This window comes from Natrarchaeobius versutus (assembly GCF_041205745.1).
In the GTDB taxonomy this organism is placed as follows: Archaea; Halobacteriota; Halobacteria; order Halobacteriales; family Natrialbaceae; genus Natrarchaeobius; species Natrarchaeobius versutus.
The window spans coordinates 298,937-315,924 of sequence record NZ_JBGFCC010000002.1 but is presented as its reverse complement, the minus strand read 5'-3'; the positions used below and the strand labels follow the sequence as shown (position 1 = coordinate 315,924).

The following is a 16,988-nucleotide window of genomic DNA, read 5'->3' as shown; positions in this document are numbered from 1 at the left end:
GCAACTAGTGGCGTGTGTGCGCCGAGTAGCCACGGAACTCCCTGGAGGATAGTGGATGGAGATCGATGTACACGCACTCGAGACGTACAACGACCTGGCCCGGGATGGTGCCGAGTCGGCCGCAGAGGCGCTTTCGGCGTTGACGGGTGTCGAAACCCGCGTGGAGACGACCGGCGTCTCCCTGCTATCGGGCTCTGACCTCCGATACGAGTTCGCCGATCGAACGTTCGCCGGCATCAGCGTCTCGCTTGGATCCCCCCTGACCGGTGAGATCACCCTCGCGTTCGACGACGACGGACGCGAAGCGATCGCGAGCGACCTCGTTCCCACCGACGACCCGGAGCAGGTCGAAGCGGCAGTCGCCGAGGTCGGGAACATCCTGGCAAACGGCTTCGTCGGCGGGTGGGCTGACCACCTCGAGACGAAGATACCGGTCTCACCGCCCACGTACGTCGAGGGCTCCGGCGTCGACGTCCTTCCTCACGTCCCGACCGACGACGGCGAGTACACCTTCGTCTTTCGGAGCGTCGTTCGGTCGACGGCGGACCTCAGTTTTCGGATACTGCTCTTCCCGACGGTCGAGGCGTTAGAGGAGTTACTCGGGAACCGAGCCGGCGGAGGGATCCCCCTCGAGAAACTCGAAGTGTTCACGGAGATGACCGAGCGTGGTGGGGCGGTCGCCGCCGAGAAACTCACCACGATGACCGGTCTCGAGACGACGGTCGAGGTGAATCGGTTGAACTTCGTCTCGATCCCCGACATTCCCGCGCAGGTCGGCGACGACCGGCGAGTCGGAGCGGCCGTCGAGTACGAGGGGCCGCCCGGCGGTTATCTCACGATCCTGTTTCGACCGGAGTCGGCGGCCGAGAGCGTCGGCGCGTTGCTTCCGGTCGACGGCACCGACGAGTGGGGCGAGCGCGAACGGGGTGCACTCGAGGAACTCTGTAACGTCATCGCGAGTGGCTTTCTCGATGGCTGGGCGAACGTACTCGAGACGTCGATCAGGCACTCGCCGCCGTCGTTCGTCGCCGATATGGGTTCGGCGATCCTGAGCCCGATCGTCGCCGACATCGCCCGAACGGAAAACTACGCGTTCGTCCTCGACTCGACGATCGAAACGGATGACTCCGGGACGGTCCAATGTCAACTGCTCGCGCTCCCCCGTCGGAGCGAACTCGAAGGCGTCCTCGAGACGCTTCCCGTCGAGCGCGCGGGCGAGACGGCGACCGACCCGAGCGATCACTTCAATAGGAACAACTGAAACGGTGTATACGCCGATCGCCGAGCTCACGGGTCACTGGGTTCCCCGCTCGCTATTCCGCGGTTCTCGCTCACTTCGCTCACGGGTCGTTCCTCCCCGTTCGCCGTTCCGCGGTTCTCGCTCACTTCGTTCGCTCCGAACCGCGCTCGCTCCGAACCGCGCTTTTCGTCTGGCGATCGGGTGTGCATTGATTTTCGGTGGCTACTATAGTACCGTTCCAAACGTCGATTGCAGGCTCGAACCGGCCTGCGGCGACGGATTCGACCCTGCAGTTCAGGCTTGCCAAAGCACTAGAGTCGACGGGGGGCCTCACTGCTCGCCGTTTTGATCAGCAGTTCCCCCGACGCGGGGTCGAACGTTACCCGACGGCCGGCGTCACCGCCGACGTCGGCCGCGCGAACGGGGACCTCGAGGGCGTCGAGAACGTTTCGAGCCGCTTCGATGTTTCGTTCCCCGATCGGTCTGCCCATGCTTTGAAAGTCGATCATGGTCGCACCGCCGGCGAGTTTCGCCCAGGTCCGGGATCGGTCGCCTCCCTTCGATTCGAGCGCCGAAAACAGCGCATCGATACCCGAGTCGGCGAACTTCGCCTCGCGGTCGACGGGCGAGGCCGCCTCAGGTAACATGAAGTGTAGCAAGCCGCTCACTGCGGCGACCTCGTCTCTGACGACGACGACGCCACACGAGCCGACACCGCTCGTCTTCAGCGGGCGCTCGTCACTCGAGACGGCGTACTCGGCGACGCCGACCGGTATTGCATCGGCCGTGGCCACGCGGTTCACCCGGAGCGTTCACCTCGAGTGTAAATCGGGGGTTCCGAAAGGTATGGTTTCCGGCCAACGTGATGGTTTCGAGACGTCTCTCGGCGAAACTCCGTTCACCGACATCCCGCGGGAGATTGATCGAAATATCGGAGTCACTGCCCGCAACTGCACTCAACGTCGGTTTAGTGAGTGTGGTGTCGATTCGGTGATCAGATGAACCGTCCGTCGATGAACACGGATGGCAGTTCGATTCCACCACGGCCGTCGTCGGCCGACCCGCTCGAGCGGGAGCATCGGTCGGCTTTCGCCGCTGTCCCGGAAATTCATACCGAAATGCGTTTAAGGCTAGAGTTCGTTGACACGACAACCCATCCGAGGGTGGAACTTCGATTCCGTAATTCGGGATCCTCGGACGTTAATTTTCCCGGACGATTTGTCGATGGAATATTGGGATATATTCTTTACTGGTGGTCCCGACATCAGCATTCATGAACCAAGGTTGCCCGTCGACGACAGTGAGCCCTTCAGACGAAAGCCGACCGAGTATGGCTATCGTCGACTTGGTCGCCCGAACCGAGGGGGTAGATCCGATCGAACTCGAGCCGCTGTACGACACCGTCGATCCCGACGGTCTGGATTCGCTCTGTGAGTCGAGTGCAGAATCGCTCGGGATCGAATTCACGTACGCCGGTCGGACGGTTCTCGTCGAACGGACCTGCGACGGAGTGGAGATTACGCTCGTCGACAGCGTTCACCAAACCGATGCATCCGGAGCGGTAGACACCGAGTCGTCGACCTGAACGTCGGTACAGAGCCGCTCGCGAGTGTCTACCCGGAGACCGGCTGGAGTGGGCCGATATCCGGAAGGGGGTTGCAAGCGGTGTAGGAATCGTTTCATACGGTTCGCTGTACCGAACTACCGGCGAAACCGCCACCGGGTCGCAGTTGCGCCGGAGATGACTGACAGTAGACCGTATCAGTTGTCGCGATAACCGTCGGCCGGCCGGTCGGAGACGAGTCCACACTCCCGCCGAACGCGTTCGCGCTCGTCCGCCGGAACGCCGTAGAGCGAACAAACGCGCTCGTGTATCCGGCGGTCGATCGCCGTGATCTGCTCGTCCAATTCCCGCGCGCGGTCGCGGCGGTCGACGTACCGCGAGAGGTCGGCCGAGACGTCGTCCAGACGGGGTAGCGTGAGCGCGTTCACCCGATCGAGAGGCGTGATCGTTCGCGTCGCGGCCGCCCTGAAACCGGCGAACCCATCACCCTCCTCGACGGCGTGCGGGACGAACGTCTCGAGTGCCCGTGCGAGGGCGTCGTCGACGCCGACGAACCGAACGGCCGGTACGAGGTCGGTCCTCGCGTACCCCCACCGATCCGTTTCGGCGGCGCTTTCGGTCGGCTTGTATCGAAGACGGACCGAAATCGTAACCACGTCGCCGTCCCGTCGGGCGCTCCCGTTTCGTTTCGTTTCGACCGAATCGATCCGGAGGCCAGGGCGCTTCGTCGCCGTCTCAGTGAGCATCGTCTCCTCGGCGTTCGGGGCGGGCTGATACGCCGAAACGTCGTCCAGCGTGGTGTCGTCGTCGTACTCCCCGAGGTAGTCGTCGAGATCCAGCGAAATCGAGTTCCGCTCGGCCGTCGCCTCGAGGCGCGCGTCGACGGCAGCGACGAGTTCCGAATCCGGGCCATCGCCGACCGCGAGAGGAAACGACTCGAACGTCGACTGGTTGATCTGTGGAAACACCGACCGGTAGGCCGTGTGTCTGTACCGGAGGTAGTAGTTCAAAAGCGGCGAGTTGAGAAGACCGAGGACGTGTTTGTACGCGTCGACCCGGTCGAACTCCGCGAGGGGGGAATCGGACCGGAGGTGGATCGTGTACGCCGACTTGATCGTCGCCAGCCCGTTCGGATCGTACGTCCCGACGAGCGAATCGCTCGTCTGTCTGAAGACGAGTTTCGGACTCCGGTACTGGTCGGCTCGCTTCTCGAGGTCGTCGGGTTCGACGTACCGCAGTTCGGCCTCGTCGAGTCCGTACCGATCGATCGCGCTTCCGGGCGCGATCGGCCGTGTCGTCGGCGTCGGCTCCCCCTCGAGATGGGGCGCTCGCTTGCTCACCTCCTCACCGCGTGCGATCTCGGCGACCGTCGAGAGCGACGGCCGCTCGTCGATTCGGTCCAGGATCGTCCGCGTCGGCTCGTCGAGGTAGATCAAAAATCGCGCCGCGGATTCGGTTTCGAACGTCTCGAGTGGAATCCCCTCGGTCACGAGGTCGTCCAGCGCTTCGCTACCGGTCCCGGCCGCCCCATCGCCACTGAGCCCGTTGTCATCCGTTACATCCCCACAGGAGACCGTCGACGCGTCGAGCCCACAGACGAGGATCGCCGCGCCCGACTCGACGCCCTCGAAGACGGTGCCGACGCGGACGATTCGCGACGGCGGCGCCCGCTCGAGGAGGAATCGTCGGATCGGTTCGTTCTGCTCGCGAGTCAGGATCGAGTCGGGAACGACGAATCCGACGCGGCCGTTCCGTGCCAGTCGAATCGCGCGCTCGAGAAAGGCGACGTAGAGGTCGAACTGGCCCTCGGTGGCCTGGAGGGTCCGCGAGAGATACGACCGGAGCCCGGATTCGATGGTCGCGCTGATATCGGCGCGTCCGGCAGTCGCGACCCAGGGCGGGTTCCCGACGACGGCGTCGAACCCGGGGTCCGATCGCTCGGATTCGCCCGCCTCGAGGAGGACGTCGGGAAACTCGAGCGGCCAGTGGAGGTACCGACCGGCGGCGGCGCGACGCTGTGCGGCCTCGAACCACGCACTCCCGGCGAGACGTTCGTACGCCTCCCCGTTCGTCGCCGACCTGAGATCGTCGAGCGCCTCGGCTGGCACGTCTTCCGTGTCGTCCTCGAGACCGGCACCGAACCGGTGTGCCGTCGACACGTTCGCGATCGCCTCGAGACGCTCGAGGGATCCACTACGCTCGAGCGAGGCGTCGGCCCCGGCACCGTCGCTTCCGACCGGGGCGTCGACCAGTCGCGACGCGAGGCGGTCGAGTCGCTCGCGATCCGTCCCGACCAGTGCGTCGCCGGCGATCAGGTGGTCCTCGAGTTCGTCCCGAACCGCGGCCGATCTCCCGGAACGCTCCCACAGCGAGGCCCGCGCCAGACCGATCGCGACGGGATCCAGGTCGACCCCGTAGAGACAACGCGCGGCGACTCGACGCCGGGCCCACGCGACGTCGCGGTCCGGGTCGATCGCCCCGAGTCCGTGCCGTGCGGCGTGGCGTTCCCGATTGTGAACGATTTCCCGGACGAGAAACTCGCCCGCGCCGGTCAGAAACCGCCCCGTCCCCGCGGCCGGATCGAGGATCGCTCGTCCGAGCAGCTCGTCGACGAACGCGTCGGCGAACGCCGGATCGTCCCGCTCGAGTCCGTCTCGGATCTCCTCGACGAGCGGGTCGAGCGTGTGTTCGACGACCTCGTCGACGACCCACTCGGGGGTGTAGTACGACCCGCTGGCCTTTCGCTCGCTCGAGTCGACGGAGAGAGTGACGTCGCCCGGACGGACCCGATCGGGCCGTTCGGCGTTCCCGTGAGCGGGCGCGAACTCCCCGTCCGCGACCGGTCGGGCGGTTTCGGCGACCGCGAGTTCGTACTCGAGCATCGGTTCGTAGACGCGACCCAGATGGCGTATCTCGAGTCGATCGAGGCGAACGTCGGTCTCGAGCGGCGTCGCCGCTGAATCGCTCGAGCGCCCGTCGTCGGCCGTCACCGAAGCGAACGGGATTGCCGTGGACCACCCGGCGTCGGCGTCGGCCGGAGACGACTGCTCGAGATACCGTCCGAGTAGATCCCGAAAGACGTCCCGAACCGCGCGCTCGTACCCCGCCTCGAGGTCTAACCCGTGGATGTCGTCTGGGTCACTCCCATCGGCGTCGTCGAGTTCTGCCTCGTTGGCGTCGGTGAGGCCTGCCTCGTTGGTGTCGGTGAGGGAGTCGGATTCGACGCGATCGTTGTGTGCAAATCGCTCGCCCGCACGGTCGACGACCGCACGGCAGACGTCCTCCCGGAGTTCGCGGACGTATTCGCGGGAGACCGCCTCGCTCTCGTTCGAGGCGTCCTCGAGCCGACACGCGCCGGTTTCGTCCTCGCGGAACGCCTCCCCGCCGAACAGTCGGACGAATCGGTCGAAGGCGGTCCGGTCGTCCGACTCGAGGACCGCCCCGAGGTCGACCTCGCAGTAGTTGTCGAACCGCCCGTCCGCACCGTAGAGTCGCCACCGCCTGCCGTCCGTGAGCACGCCCCATCGGGTGGACGTCTCCTCGAGAAAGACGCGCATTCGGTGGCTCGGATGTTCGAACGGACGTTCGTAGCCGCCGTCGTCTCGCACATCGACCGCGAGCGAGTCCAGCGGTCGTCCCCACCGTCGCACGTCCGCGACGGCGATCGCGTGCCCGAAGGGGTCCGATCGATCGGTCGAGGTTACCCCTTGACCGATGGCGTACGACGGCCGCCGTCGCGGGCGGTCGACCCGCTCGTTACGGTCGACGCGGACGAACGGGACGTCGAGTGCGCGGAGGATGGGCCTGACGAGTGCCGCCTCGAGTTCGGCGACGTCGTACGACGGAGCGTTCGCTCGCTCGCGTTCCCAGATGGCGGCGACGCGTTCGGCCGTCTCCCGACGTTCGTCCACGGTGACGTCGGCCCGTTCCGTAGACTCCGGAACGTGATTCTCGAGATAACCGCTCGAAAACAGACCGTCGTTCGTGAAGGCGTTGGGGATGGGCCGCATGGTTAGGCGGGTTGGAGAGTCGCCGTTGACCGGATTCGTTCGATTCGAACGTGAATGGGCGACACTGTCTGGTGTTGTTCGATCGAACCGTATAGTCTTTCGTTCCGACCGTCTCGAACCCGAGAGCCCAATAGTGTTAGAAGACCGTCAATCGAGGACAACCCACAGCGTGCCTCGAGCGCATCGAATGCGTAGAACGCACTACGTAGGTATAGGTCGATTTATATTGCCCGAATGGAATCTGTGTGCAGGCACGGATGACGCGACACAGTGAGATACTCACGATTTCGGCGCTGTTTGGATTCGCGTTCGGGTTGGGAATCGGCGTCTACCAGATGTTCACCCTCGATCCGATGATTTCGACCGCACACGACGGCGTCCCACACTGGATGCGAGTTACACACATACACGTTCTCGGCCTCTCGCTCGTCGTGTTTCTGTACTCGCTGGTTCTCGACGATATCTTCTCGCGGCGGCGAGGGCTGATCGTCGGGCTGACGGTGTTCGGACAGTGGGGCGTTCCGCTCACGCTGTATCCGCTCATGGTCCACGAACTGGTGATCCTCGCTCCGGTCCAACTGCTCGCCGGAATCGTGACGTTGCTCGTCGCACTCGCGTTCGCCGTCGGCTACACCCGTACCGTCCTGTGACCGTGCTACCGGTCTCAAATCGGCTCTCGAAGCGCCCACACGTCCTCGGTCGGCTCGAGTCGGTGGGGCTCGCTCCCCCGTTCGGTGAGGATCCCGGTGTGATACAGCATCGCTTTTAGCTGGAACACCGTCGGCGAGTGGTAGACCGAGCCGTCCTCGAGTACGGATCGGCGAAGCGCTCCGTCGTCGGTCAGCACGCGCCGGCGGACGGCCTCGTCGCCGCGGACGAACAGTTCCACCGTGAACGTCGGGTGGAGTTCGTGCATGTGCGTGAGGAGGTCGACCAGCGTCGGCTCGGGTTGCCAGTCGTCGTGCATCGTCTGGAGTTCGGTTACGAGCAGTTCCGTCGCGGGATACGCGAAGACGACGCGACGGGCCAACTGCCCCCAACCCGGCGCTAGATCGACGAACCGCGTTCTCGAGCGGTACCACCCCGAAAACTCCTCGAGAGCGGCGTCGACGGAGCCGTGGCGGGCCCGCGCGTAGCGGACGACCTCGTGGCCCAACGACGTGAGTTCGACGCTGGGGCCGACTTCGATCAGCCCGAGGAACGCGGCGCCGCGTCTGGCGTCGTCGACCGCGCCGACGACGTCGTACGCGGAGAGGAGCTCGCCGGTGTCGCCGTCGGCGTAGTGAGCCAGCGGATAGCCGAGGTAGTTTTTGGGATGGTTGAGTCCGAAGGAGGCGTCCGCGACGCCCTGTGTTCCCGCCTGGAACCGAAGCGCCGTCGCCTCGCTCGTCGAGCGGTTGCCGACGATCCGCGGCGTCTCGAGCACCTCGACGTCGCCGCCGGCGTCGACGCCGAGAACGCCGACGTTCAATTCGCGTGCGAGCGTCCGGTCGGTCCCCGAGATAGCGCCTGCCGGCGCGGCGACGTAGGCGGCGTTGGCCTCGTCGAGCCGACCGTGGGCCTGGACGATCCCCAGATGGGTGTCGACCCCACTGCTCGTCTCCCCCTTCGCCTCGACGGCGATCAACGGCGGTTCGTCGCCGAGTCTGGGGACGGAGAGGAGATCGGACTCGAGCGATCGTACCCCGACGAGGTCGGGATACCCACCGCCGATCCGGACGTGATTGAACGGCGAGAGCCGATCCCGGATCGCCGGATCGATCGGCTGGCCGGGGAGCCACTCGTCTCGAGCGAACTGCGTGTCCGCGACGACGTACGACGACTCCGCCCCGTCGTCGGGAAACAGCCGACGCTTGGTGTGTGCGAGCACTCGCGGTTCCGAGAGCGAGTCGGTCGCAGTGGCCATGGGAATCCATCGGACACCGTCGTCAATACTGTTCCGGCAGTGACGATCCGGTGTGCACACTCGAGAACCGACGGCGCAGTCGGTGCGGGCTCGAGACGGTGCCCGAGATGGGGTTCTATCAGTGTACCGGGCTGAGACGAATCGCTGTCACCGTGTACCGAGCTGAGACGGGACACTATCGGCGTTTGTTGGAGGAGACTCGAACCGTTCCCGGTCGTCTCGAGTCTCCCTGATAGCTACCCGCAAGAAAGAACCAGGGGCGTTCCCACGCGTTCAGCCCGTCGACGCCGTCCAGTCACCGGACCTCTTTCCACTTCTGGCCCGTTTCGGGGCAGATGCGGAGCGTCTCGATCGAGTCGGGGTCGTTTTTGGTTTTCAACTGCTTGCCGCTTTCTACGCAGACGAGTCTGTCGTAGGTGTCCTTTTCCAGTTCGCCCTCTCGGAGTCCTTCTCTAACGGACTTCACGCTCGTGTTATAGGTCACCCGACGACAAAAAACATTTCCCGAAACCAACCAGTTCGGATCGACGTCCGCCGCCGGCCGTCCCAGCGTGTCACCACGACCGTCTCCGTCGGAGCCACACGTTTGTATCTCGATCCCGTTCACTCGAGTATGGCCCGGACGACGCTCGTCTACGACGACGACTGTGGTTTCTGTACCTGGTGGGCCGAGTACTTCGACGATCGGACGGACGTCCGGATCGTCGGCTTCTCCGACCTGACGCCCGAACTGCGCGAGCGGTTGCCCGAGGAGTACGAGGCCTGTTCGCACTTCCTCACCGAGACAGACGTCTACTCCTGTGGCGCGTCGATCGAACAGGTCCTCGCCCACTCTGGGATCGTCGACCCGCTCGACGACGTCGTCGGGTTCGCCCGGAACTTCGAGGACTACGAACGCCTGCGCGAGCACGGCTACCGGTGGGCCGCGAACAACCGCGACCTGTTGGGACGCGTGGTCTCGACGACGCCGCCGGCCAGGCGCGAGTCGAACGACTCCTGAGACGGCATGCGGTACCGGTTTCCCGGCACGACCACAGGACGGGTCGCGCTCGCGCCGGTCACCCCTTTTGGGCCGACACGTCGAAGGCACCCCATGGAGCGCGTCTCGATCGACGACGTCGACCCGGAACCGAACGATCCCTCCCTCCACACCGACCGCCGCGACCTGACCGAGTCGCTGAGTGCCGACGGCGTTGCAATCGTGCGGTACGTCCTGGCACCTGGCGAACGATTCAGCGGCTCGATCCACGCACACGCCGACCAGGAGGAGATTTTCGTCGTACTCGAGGGGGAAGCGACGTTCGAACTGCGAACGAAAGACGAGGGTATCCGGGAACTCGTCGTCACCGCGGACGAAGCAGTCCGGTTCGCACCCGGCGAGTTCCAGTCCGGTAGAAACGATGGCAGCGAACCCTTGGTCGCGCTCGCGCTTGGCACACCGCGTGAAACCGAGGACGTCCGCGTCGCCCGCATTCCGACGCTCGGAGACAGAACCGTCGAGTGTCCCGGCTGCGATCGGGACAGCATGCGAATCTCGTCGGAAGCCGGGGTCGATTTCGAGTGTCCGGACTGTGGCGACACGCTGACCCTCGAGTGACTCTCCGTGTCGCTTTCGTCCCTTTCGTCGGCCGTCTCGCTTCTCTCGTTTCAGGCCGAAGGCTCGAGGTCCTCGCGGAGTTCGACCAGCGGGGCCTCCTCGAGTGCGACGATCCGAAAGTTGCCATCCCACCTGCCGGAGCGTATCGCGTTCGAGAGGTTCTGACCGAGGCCGTACGTCCCGAGGACCTCGCCGTCGACGTAGACGACGAGTTCCTGTTCCTCGGGTTCCTCGAACGCGTCGACGGCCACGAGTCCGCCGGTGAACCTGGTTGTGCCGTCGTCTGAGAACTGGATCGGGAGGTAGTAGTTCCCTCGTTGGTCGTCGCGGCCGACGGCTCCGACGTTCGTGACGTCCCCGTGGGTGACGAGAACGACCTCGTCGTCCGTCGGCCCGTCGTCACCGCGCTCGAGGTCGTCCCCCGACCGGTCGTCACGTCCAGTATCGTCGTCAGCAGAACCCACGTCGTCACGGCCGGTATCGTCGTGTTCCGGGTCGTCGTTCTCACCGTTTTCGTCTCTTCGGAGGATGGTGACGAGCGCCGCGTCGGGATTGTCGGGCGACGGTTCCGCTTCGTCCGAGCGATCGGCCGCGTCGTCACCGGCGTCGTCGACCGTCGGCTCCTCGGCGTCTGCTTCGTCGTCACCCGCTGGTGGATTGTCGCCGTCGGCCGTCGCCGCGTTCGCGTCATCAGCCGTCGCCGAGTCCGCACCGTTGCTTGGTGGATTGTCCATCTCGTCGCCGAGACAGCCCGCCGTCGCTGCGATGGCGGCGCCACAGCCGGCGAGTACATGTCTGCGTGGGACCATGTTCGACCGTTCGTGTCGTCTCACGTAAACCCCTGGGAGTCGTCGCCGGGTCAGAAATCGCCGCCCGGTGGCCGGGTCCGCTCGAGAACGATCCCATCTTCGCCGACGGCGATCGACCGTTCGGGACCGCTCGAGACCGCCAACAGACCGTCAGCGGCCGTCTCGATCCGCTCCCACCGCGTCGAGTCGATCGCTCGCTCGTGTATCGATCCGTCGGCGCCACAGACGACGACGCGATCGGCGCCGACCGCGATTCCCGGGAGCGCCGTCTCGGCGACGCGTTCGGGCGTCCACGTCGACCCGTCGTAGCGGTGGACGACGCCGTCGTCGGCGCTCACCAGCGGGCCGCCGTCACTCACCGCGACGCCCTCGAGCGTTCCGTCCGCGCCCTCGAGACCGATCCTGTCGAACGATCGACCGCCGTCGGCCGTCTCGAAGACGCCGTCGTTGGTGTCACAGCAGTGGCCGACCGACGAATCGACGAGCGAGACGCCGCTCAGACTCGAGCCGCTTCCCGGTTTGACGGGGTCGTCCCAGGCGAGGTCGTCGCCGCGATACCGGCCGCGGACGACCGTGCCGGAGCCGGTGATCAGGAGGATCGTCTCGTCGCCGGCCGCGCCGCCGACCGCGACGCCGAGCCAGTTGTCGGTGACGTCGCGAGGCGCCGTGTAGTCGGTGTGGCGCCTCGAGTCGACGTCGATGCGGGCCAGCGCACCGCTGTCGCCGGCTATCCAGACCGCCGCGCCGTCGTCGGCCGCGTCGACGCCCCGGAGGTCGTTCCCGCCTGCGGCCGGTCCGTCCTCGAGGAGGAGTTCCCACGCTTCACCGCGGTCGGTAACGACGGCGCCACCCTCGCCGACCGCGTACGCGTCGCCGGTCGCGGTGACGACGACGTCGAGAAGCGTCGCCGACGTGGGGAAATCGACCGTTTCCCAGCGGCCTTCCTGAGACTCCGTTGGGGGGTCGCCGTCGCCATCGACGTCGGCCGTCGATGCCGGTTCGTCGGTCTGGGCTCTCGAGCCATCGGCGTCGGCCGCCGTTTGGTCGGACCGACGGCTCGTTGATCTCGAGGGGGCGTCAGCGCCGTCGGTGGCGTGGTCGGTCCGCCGGCGAACTGCGTCTCGCGGGCCGGAGAGATAGAGCGCAATCGGCGGGACGACGTAGGTGGCGATCGCGAGGACGGCGAACCAGCGATTGAGGACCGTCAGTGTTCCGAACGCGGTCAGTCCAGCCGCCGCGACGGTGTGGATCCACGTCTTCGTGTAACCACGGAAGAAGGAGACGAACCCGTCACCGTCGAATCGGGCCTCGTGGGTGGACATTGTGGGCGAGGTCGACGGTCGTCCGGCCGGGCCGACGGAGTGCCGAACGGGCGCGAGCGCCCGAACGGTCGGAAGCCGGAAACGAGTCGGTCGACGGGGGCGGTATCGGACCGCCGAGCAAAAGCGTACTGCAGGCGAACGCGCGCCTCGAGCATCGTCGCCGCTGCCGGTCGGTGTTATCACCGCCTGGCCTGGACCGCCTGCGAGAACGGCCGCGGAGCCGTCTCGAGCGTGACGGTGAGGACGCCGTTGTTGAAGACGGCCTCGCGGTCGTCGGTGAACCGCCGGTGGGATGGTGAGGGGATCGTTCGATCGTAGACGCCACCGGCGCGCTCGAGGCGGATCCGAACGCGACTCGAGTCAGCCGCGACCGAGACGTCGGCGTCGTCGGCGAACGCGTCGACGGCAATCCGGAGCCGCTCGGCCGAGCGGTCGTAGACGACTCGAGTCCGGAAGGGGTCCGTCTCGATGGAGGGGGCGTAGGGCACGAACCGACGTTTCGAACGACGGCGGAAACCGTTCGTCCTGTACACGTTCACGGTTGATGATGGGTGCGTCCGCTCCATACGGTTCACCGTACGTTATTCCGGGACCAACCGCGACCCAGGCGGCGGTTGCACCGGCAAATCGTGACAGCAATCCGTCTCAGAGGTAACCGAGGTCCGCCAGTCGCTCTTTGGTCCCCTCGCGCATCGAGACCGACCCGTCCGTGGTCGCCGACTCGAGCGAGCCGAACCGGTCCTCGAGGCGCTGGCGAAGCGCACGCGCTCGCTCAGGTTCGTCGCTCGAGACGTCGGTTTGCTCGAACGGGTCGGTCGGGACGTGATGGAGCCGTTCGAAGCCGTCGTCGCCGTAGACGTACTTGTACTCGGTCGTCCGGATCGCCCGAAGCCGGCGGTCGAACGCGCGAACGCGGTCGGGGATCTCGCCAAACCTGGCCTCGAGTCGCTCGATCGACGGCTGGGGAGCGACGTACTCGGCGAAGACAGCGTCGCGGGGCTCGTCGTCTGAACCGGGAAGAAACGACCGCGAGGACCACTGCCTTCCAAGCGCCGGATCGTCGATCCCGACGGCCTCGAGCAGGGTTGCCGGCAGGTCGAGCAACTGGACGAGGTCAGTTCGTCGTTTCCCTCCGGTGAACGGCCCGCCACGGACGACCAGCGGGACGTGGATCAACGTGTCGTAGAGGTTGTACTGGTGGCCGAAGAAGCCGTGTTCCCCGATGTGTTCGCCGTGGTCGCCACAGACGACGAACAGAGTGTCCTCCCACTCGCCGGCGTCCTCGAGTGCACCCCGGAGTTCGGCGAGCTGGTCGTCGACGTATGCGAGTTCGGCGCGGTAGAGTCCGCGGAGCATGGCGAACTCTCGGTCCGTGATGTGGTAGTCCTCACAGTCGTAGGCCCGCGGGTCCTGACGGATCGCCGTCGCTTCTTCGTAGCTCGCGTCCTCGGGGAGATACCGTTGGGCGTACTCGCGAGGCGGGTCGTACTCGACGTGGGGCTCGATGAAGTTACAGAACAGGAAAAACGGCTCGTCGCGTTCGCGGTTTGCCAGCCAGTTTCTGATCCAGGTCGTCGACCGGTCGGCGCCGTCATCGCCCGCGGGCTGGAGAACCTCGCTGTAGAGGATGTTCGCCGCGTTGACGAACGGGTTGCCGTCGAAGAGGCGATTTCTGGTCGCCACGAGTTTTTCGCGCGTGTCTTCACCGCGGACGACCGCGCCCATGTCGGCGTTGGACTGGATGTACTGCCACCCCTTCCGGAGGTCGTCGAACCCGCGGTCGAAACCGAACTCCTCGGTAATCCAGGTGTTGTTCGAGACGCCGATCGTCCGAAAGCCGCCGTCGGCGAACGCCTCGGGGAACGTCCGGAGATCGTCGTCGAGATACGTGTGCCCGCCGTGAGCCCCGTGTTCGGACGAGTACGTTCCCGTGAACATCGAGGCGTGGGACGGCAACGTCCACGGTGCGGTCGAGTACGCGCGCTCGAACGTGGTTCCCTCCGCCGCGAGTCGGTTCATCGTCGGCGTCGTCGGTCGGTCGGTGCCGGAACGCGTTCCGTCTCGAGTTGCCGGGTCGCCGGTGACGTCGACGCTTCGTGCCCGCGCGGTATCGAGAACAACGAGAACGACGTTCCGGACGGTTTCGTGTGACTCAGAATCACGTCCGCTGGATTCGCTCATGGGAACGAAACTCCGCTTCACTCGCGGAAGGTCCTCAGCCCGGAGGATGCAGGGAGTTTAGGGTAGCTGTGACCGTCAGCCGACGAGTACGTTTCTCGGGCTGAAACTATTGCACGATTTGCGTGATTTTCTGGGCAGGTCTATCTTCGATCGAGGCGTACGCGAGTGTATGACGAGTACGCCACGATCGAACCCGAACGGTGATCGATCCCCTGCAGACGAACAGAAGTCACCCGGGAGCGCCCGCGCGAGCGAGCCAACACCTAAACGCGGCGAGGAAGGGCTCTTCGACCGAATCCTCGCCGCGGTCGCGGACGAAACGGATCGTGCGGTCCTCGAGGTCGCCGGCTCACTGGCGGCCGAACACGGCGCGCGCCTCGATGCGCTCTCGATCGTTCGAATGAGCGCGTCCGTCGACCACTGGGACGTGGTCGTCGAGCGGCGCGAAGACGAAGCCGAATCGGTCCTGGATGCGGTCGGCGAACTCGGCACGACCGACCACGTCGACGTCACCAAGTCGATCCGATACGGCGAGCCAGCCACCGAGATCGAACGCTACGCCGAGGGTAACGGCGTCGACCTCGTCGTCGTCGGCGACAACGACAAAACCGGCCTCGAGCGATTTCTCTCTCCCTGCGGCGTCGCGGAGCGACTTCGCCGGTCGGCGTCGATCCCCGTCCTCACCGTCCCGCCGTCCGATCGACCGACTCAACAACCGATCCGCTGAGCCGGCCACTGGCGACCGGGTCCGTACACTCCCGGCCAGTCTTCGATAGCACCTCGTGGGGGACGACCAGTTCTGTATCACTGCTCGAGAGAGTCACCGATTTGTGACCGTCCGAACCCTTACTCGCGGCGTCGTCGTACACCGCCTATGACTCGACCGAACGTCGTCCTTATCCACTGTCACGACCTCGGGACGTACCTGGGCTGTTACGGGCGGTCAGTCGACACCCCCAACATCGACCGACTCGCCGAGGAGGGCGTCAGGTTCGATCGCCACTTCGTCACCGCCCCGCAGTGTTCGCCGAGTCGCTCGAGTCTGTTCACCGGGCGACATCCCCACCAGAACGGCATGCTCGGGCTGGCTCACGGGGACTGGGAGATTCACCCCGACGAACGGCTCCTCCCGGAGTTGCTGGGCGAGGCGGGCTACGAGACTCACCTGTTCGGCCTCCAGCACGTCACCGAGTATCCCGGTCGCCTCGGCTACGACGAGCGACACGCCGAAACGCCACTCACGGAGAGTGCACAGCCCGCAGTCCACGAAACCGCTCGTGCACAAAACGTCGCGGAACGCGTCTCGAGCGTCCTCGAGAACGGCGAGTACGAGCCGCCGTTTTTCGCGTCGGTCGGCTTCTTCGAACTCCACCGCGTCGAGGAAGACGGCGGCTTCGGGTTCGAGGCCGACCGGTACGACGCGCCCGACCCGGACGAGGTCGACCCGCTCGAGTTCTTGCCGGACGAGCCCGGAATTCGGGCCGATATTGCGGGGCTCGAAGGCATGCTCGGCGCCCTCGACGACGGCGTCGGGACGATACTGTCCGCCCTCGAGGCGGCGGGAGTCGACGACGAGACGCTCGTCGTCTTCACGACCGAACACGGACTGGCGATGCCCCGCGCCAAGGGCTGTTGTTTCGACCCCGGTATCGAGGCCGCCTTGCTAATGCGGTATCCGGACCGACTCGAGGCCGGCCGGGTCGTCGACGACCTCGTGAGCAACGTCGACGTCTTCTCGACCCTGCTCGCGTTCGCCGACGCGCCGAGTCCCGACGACGGTCGGATCGCCGGCCGAAGTTTCGCGTCGCTTCTCGACGACGACCTCGGCGGGACGGAGTACGACCCTCGAGACCGAATCTTCGCCGGGATGACCTGGCACGATCGGTACAACCCGGTACGGGCGATCCGCACCGACCGTTGGAAGTACGTCCGGAATTTCTGGCACCTTCCGGAGGTCTACCTCACGACGGACATCTACTGTAGCGAGGCTGGCAAAGCGGTGCGCGAGGACTACTACGGCAGACAACGACCGTACGAAGAGCTGTACGACCTGGAGGCCGACCCCCTCGAGCGGCGGAACCTCCTCGACGGCGAGGCGACCCACGGAACGGAGCGCGCCGACGTCGCCGACAGCGCTCCAGCCGACGAGACGGACCACGAATCCGTTCGCGACCGGCTTCGCGACGAGTTGCTCGAGTGGATGCACGAGACGAACGATCCGTTGCTCGAAGGGCCCGTCTTGCCGAGCGACTGGGAGGAGATCCACCTCGAGATGGGCGACGACCGTCGGTAGCTGAACGCGGACGCGGTCGATGACCCTCACTCGACCGCCGATAGTCGACCCGGGTCAGGTCGACGA

15 protein-coding genes are annotated in these 16,988 nt (G+C 65.6%); 7 read left to right on the top strand and 8 right to left on the bottom strand.

What is annotated here, in order from left to right; translation table 11 throughout:
- Window positions 1-55: 55 nt before the first annotated feature.
- On the top strand, window positions 56-1,261 hold the full coding sequence (locus AB7C87_RS06875; RefSeq protein WP_369728688.1) for a chemotaxis protein CheC: 1,206 nt from the start codon (window positions 56-58) through the stop codon (window positions 1,259-1,261).
- Between the two features lie 290 nt (window positions 1,262-1,551).
- On the opposite strand, the gene AB7C87_RS06870 is transcribed toward AB7C87_RS06875, so the two are convergent.
- On the bottom strand, window positions 1,552-2,043 hold the full coding sequence (locus tag AB7C87_RS06870; protein WP_369728687.1) for a chemotaxis protein CheD: 492 nt from the start codon (window positions 2,041-2,043) through the stop codon (window positions 1,552-1,554).
- Window positions 2,044-2,513: 470 nt separating this feature from the next.
- Between AB7C87_RS06870 and AB7C87_RS06865 the strand changes: the two genes are divergently transcribed.
- Window positions 2,514-2,825, top strand: coding sequence for a HalOD1 output domain-containing protein (locus tag AB7C87_RS06865; RefSeq protein ID WP_369728686.1), 312 nt, complete (start codon window positions 2,514-2,516; stop codon window positions 2,823-2,825).
- Window positions 2,826-3,001: 176 nt separating this feature from the next.
- Here AB7C87_RS06865 and AB7C87_RS06860 read toward each other — a convergent pair whose 3' ends face one another.
- Window positions 3,002-6,814 (bottom strand): Eco57I restriction-modification methylase domain-containing protein, encoded by a 3,813-nt coding sequence (locus tag AB7C87_RS06860; RefSeq protein WP_369728685.1) that lies wholly within the window; start codon window positions 6,812-6,814, stop codon window positions 3,002-3,004.
- Between the two features lie 257 nt (window positions 6,815-7,071).
- Here AB7C87_RS06860 and AB7C87_RS06855 point away from each other — a divergent pair, with 257 nt between their 5' ends.
- Entirely contained in the window at window positions 7,072-7,464 is a 393-nt protein-coding gene (locus tag AB7C87_RS06855) for a DUF8059 family membrane protein (RefSeq protein ID WP_369728684.1), read from the top strand.
- A gap of 14 nt (window positions 7,465-7,478) precedes the next feature.
- Here AB7C87_RS06855 and AB7C87_RS06850 read toward each other — a convergent pair whose 3' ends face one another.
- Window positions 7,479-8,720: a hypothetical protein gene (locus AB7C87_RS06850; protein WP_369728683.1), complete on the bottom strand. Its 1,242-nt coding sequence runs from the start codon at window positions 8,718-8,720 to the stop codon at window positions 7,479-7,481.
- A 295-nt stretch (window positions 8,721-9,015) separates the two neighbouring features.
- Complete coding sequence (locus AB7C87_RS06845; protein ID WP_369728682.1) at window positions 9,016-9,186, bottom strand: HVO_0758 family zinc finger protein; 171 nt, start codon at window positions 9,184-9,186, stop codon at window positions 9,016-9,018.
- Between the two features lie 147 nt (window positions 9,187-9,333).
- Between AB7C87_RS06845 and AB7C87_RS06840 the strand changes: the two genes are divergently transcribed.
- Both AB7C87_RS06840 and AB7C87_RS06835 read left to right on the top strand, forming a co-directional pair.
- Window positions 9,334-9,720, top strand: a complete 387-nt coding sequence (locus AB7C87_RS06840; protein WP_369728681.1) for a DCC1-like thiol-disulfide oxidoreductase family protein — start codon at window positions 9,334-9,336, stop codon at window positions 9,718-9,720.
- Between the two features lie 93 nt (window positions 9,721-9,813).
- Window positions 9,814-10,317, top strand: a complete 504-nt coding sequence (locus AB7C87_RS06835) for a cupin domain-containing protein (RefSeq protein WP_369728680.1) — start codon at window positions 9,814-9,816, stop codon at window positions 10,315-10,317.
- A 50-nt stretch (window positions 10,318-10,367) separates the two neighbouring features.
- On the opposite strand, the gene AB7C87_RS06830 is transcribed toward AB7C87_RS06835, so the two are convergent.
- The 4 genes from AB7C87_RS06830 to AB7C87_RS06815 all read right to left on the bottom strand — a co-directional run bounded on the left by AB7C87_RS06830 (window position 10,368) and on the right by AB7C87_RS06815 (window position 14,629).
- Window positions 10,368-11,126, bottom strand: coding sequence for a preprotein translocase subunit SecD family protein (locus tag AB7C87_RS06830; RefSeq protein ID WP_369728679.1), 759 nt, complete (start codon window positions 11,124-11,126; stop codon window positions 10,368-10,370).
- A gap of 50 nt (window positions 11,127-11,176) precedes the next feature.
- Complete coding sequence (locus AB7C87_RS06825) at window positions 11,177-12,448, bottom strand: hypothetical protein (RefSeq protein WP_369728678.1); 1,272 nt, start codon at window positions 12,446-12,448, stop codon at window positions 11,177-11,179.
- Between the two features lie 179 nt (window positions 12,449-12,627).
- A complete protein-coding gene (locus AB7C87_RS06820; protein WP_369728677.1) occupies window positions 12,628-12,936 on the bottom strand; it encodes an Hsp20/alpha crystallin family protein in 309 nt (102 codons plus the stop codon).
- A gap of 157 nt (window positions 12,937-13,093) precedes the next feature.
- Window positions 13,094-14,629 carry a sulfatase gene (locus tag AB7C87_RS06815; protein WP_369728676.1) on the bottom strand — a complete coding sequence of 512 codons (1,536 nt, stop codon included), beginning with the start codon at window positions 14,627-14,629 and terminating at the stop codon, window positions 13,094-13,096.
- Between the two features lie 169 nt (window positions 14,630-14,798).
- Between AB7C87_RS06815 and AB7C87_RS06810 the strand changes: the two genes are divergently transcribed.
- Window positions 14,799-15,356 carry a universal stress protein gene (locus AB7C87_RS06810; RefSeq protein WP_369728675.1) on the top strand — a complete coding sequence of 186 codons (558 nt, stop codon included), beginning with the start codon at window positions 14,799-14,801 and terminating at the stop codon, window positions 15,354-15,356.
- Window positions 15,357-15,503: 147 nt separating this feature from the next.
- Complete coding sequence (locus AB7C87_RS06805) at window positions 15,504-16,922, top strand: sulfatase family protein (RefSeq protein ID WP_369728674.1); 1,419 nt, start codon at window positions 15,504-15,506, stop codon at window positions 16,920-16,922.
- Window positions 16,923-16,988 lie beyond the last annotated feature (66 nt).

What these genes read in the sequence shown, in the direction of transcription:
- AB7C87_RS06815 (WP_369728676.1), bottom strand. Translation starts at nt 14,629, where the DNA reads ATGAGCGAATCCAGCGGACGTGATTCTGAGTCACACGAAACCGTCCGG.
- AB7C87_RS06810 (WP_369728675.1), top strand. Translation starts at nt 14,799, where the DNA reads ATGACGAGTACGCCACGATCGAACCCGAACGGTGATCGATCCCCTGCA.
- AB7C87_RS06860 (WP_369728685.1), bottom strand. Translation starts at nt 6,814, where the DNA reads ATGCGGCCCATCCCCAACGCCTTCACGAACGACGGTCTGTTTTCGAGC.
- AB7C87_RS06875 (WP_369728688.1), top strand. Translation starts at nt 56, where the DNA reads ATGGAGATCGATGTACACGCACTCGAGACGTACAACGACCTGGCCCGG.
- AB7C87_RS06835 (WP_369728680.1), top strand. Translation starts at nt 9,814, where the DNA reads ATGGAGCGCGTCTCGATCGACGACGTCGACCCGGAACCGAACGATCCC.
- AB7C87_RS06830 (WP_369728679.1), bottom strand. Translation starts at nt 11,126, where the DNA reads ATGGTCCCACGCAGACATGTACTCGCCGGCTGTGGCGCCGCCATCGCA.
- AB7C87_RS06865 (WP_369728686.1), top strand. Translation starts at nt 2,514, where the DNA reads ATGAACCAAGGTTGCCCGTCGACGACAGTGAGCCCTTCAGACGAAAGC.
- AB7C87_RS06855 (WP_369728684.1), top strand. Translation starts at nt 7,072, where the DNA reads ATGACGCGACACAGTGAGATACTCACGATTTCGGCGCTGTTTGGATTC.
- AB7C87_RS06840 (WP_369728681.1), top strand. Translation starts at nt 9,334, where the DNA reads ATGGCCCGGACGACGCTCGTCTACGACGACGACTGTGGTTTCTGTACC.
- AB7C87_RS06825 (WP_369728678.1), bottom strand. Translation starts at nt 12,448, where the DNA reads ATGTCCACCCACGAGGCCCGATTCGACGGTGACGGGTTCGTCTCCTTC.
- AB7C87_RS06805 (WP_369728674.1), top strand. Translation starts at nt 15,504, where the DNA reads ATGACTCGACCGAACGTCGTCCTTATCCACTGTCACGACCTCGGGACG.
- AB7C87_RS06850 (WP_369728683.1), bottom strand. Translation starts at nt 8,720, where the DNA reads ATGGCCACTGCGACCGACTCGCTCTCGGAACCGCGAGTGCTCGCACAC.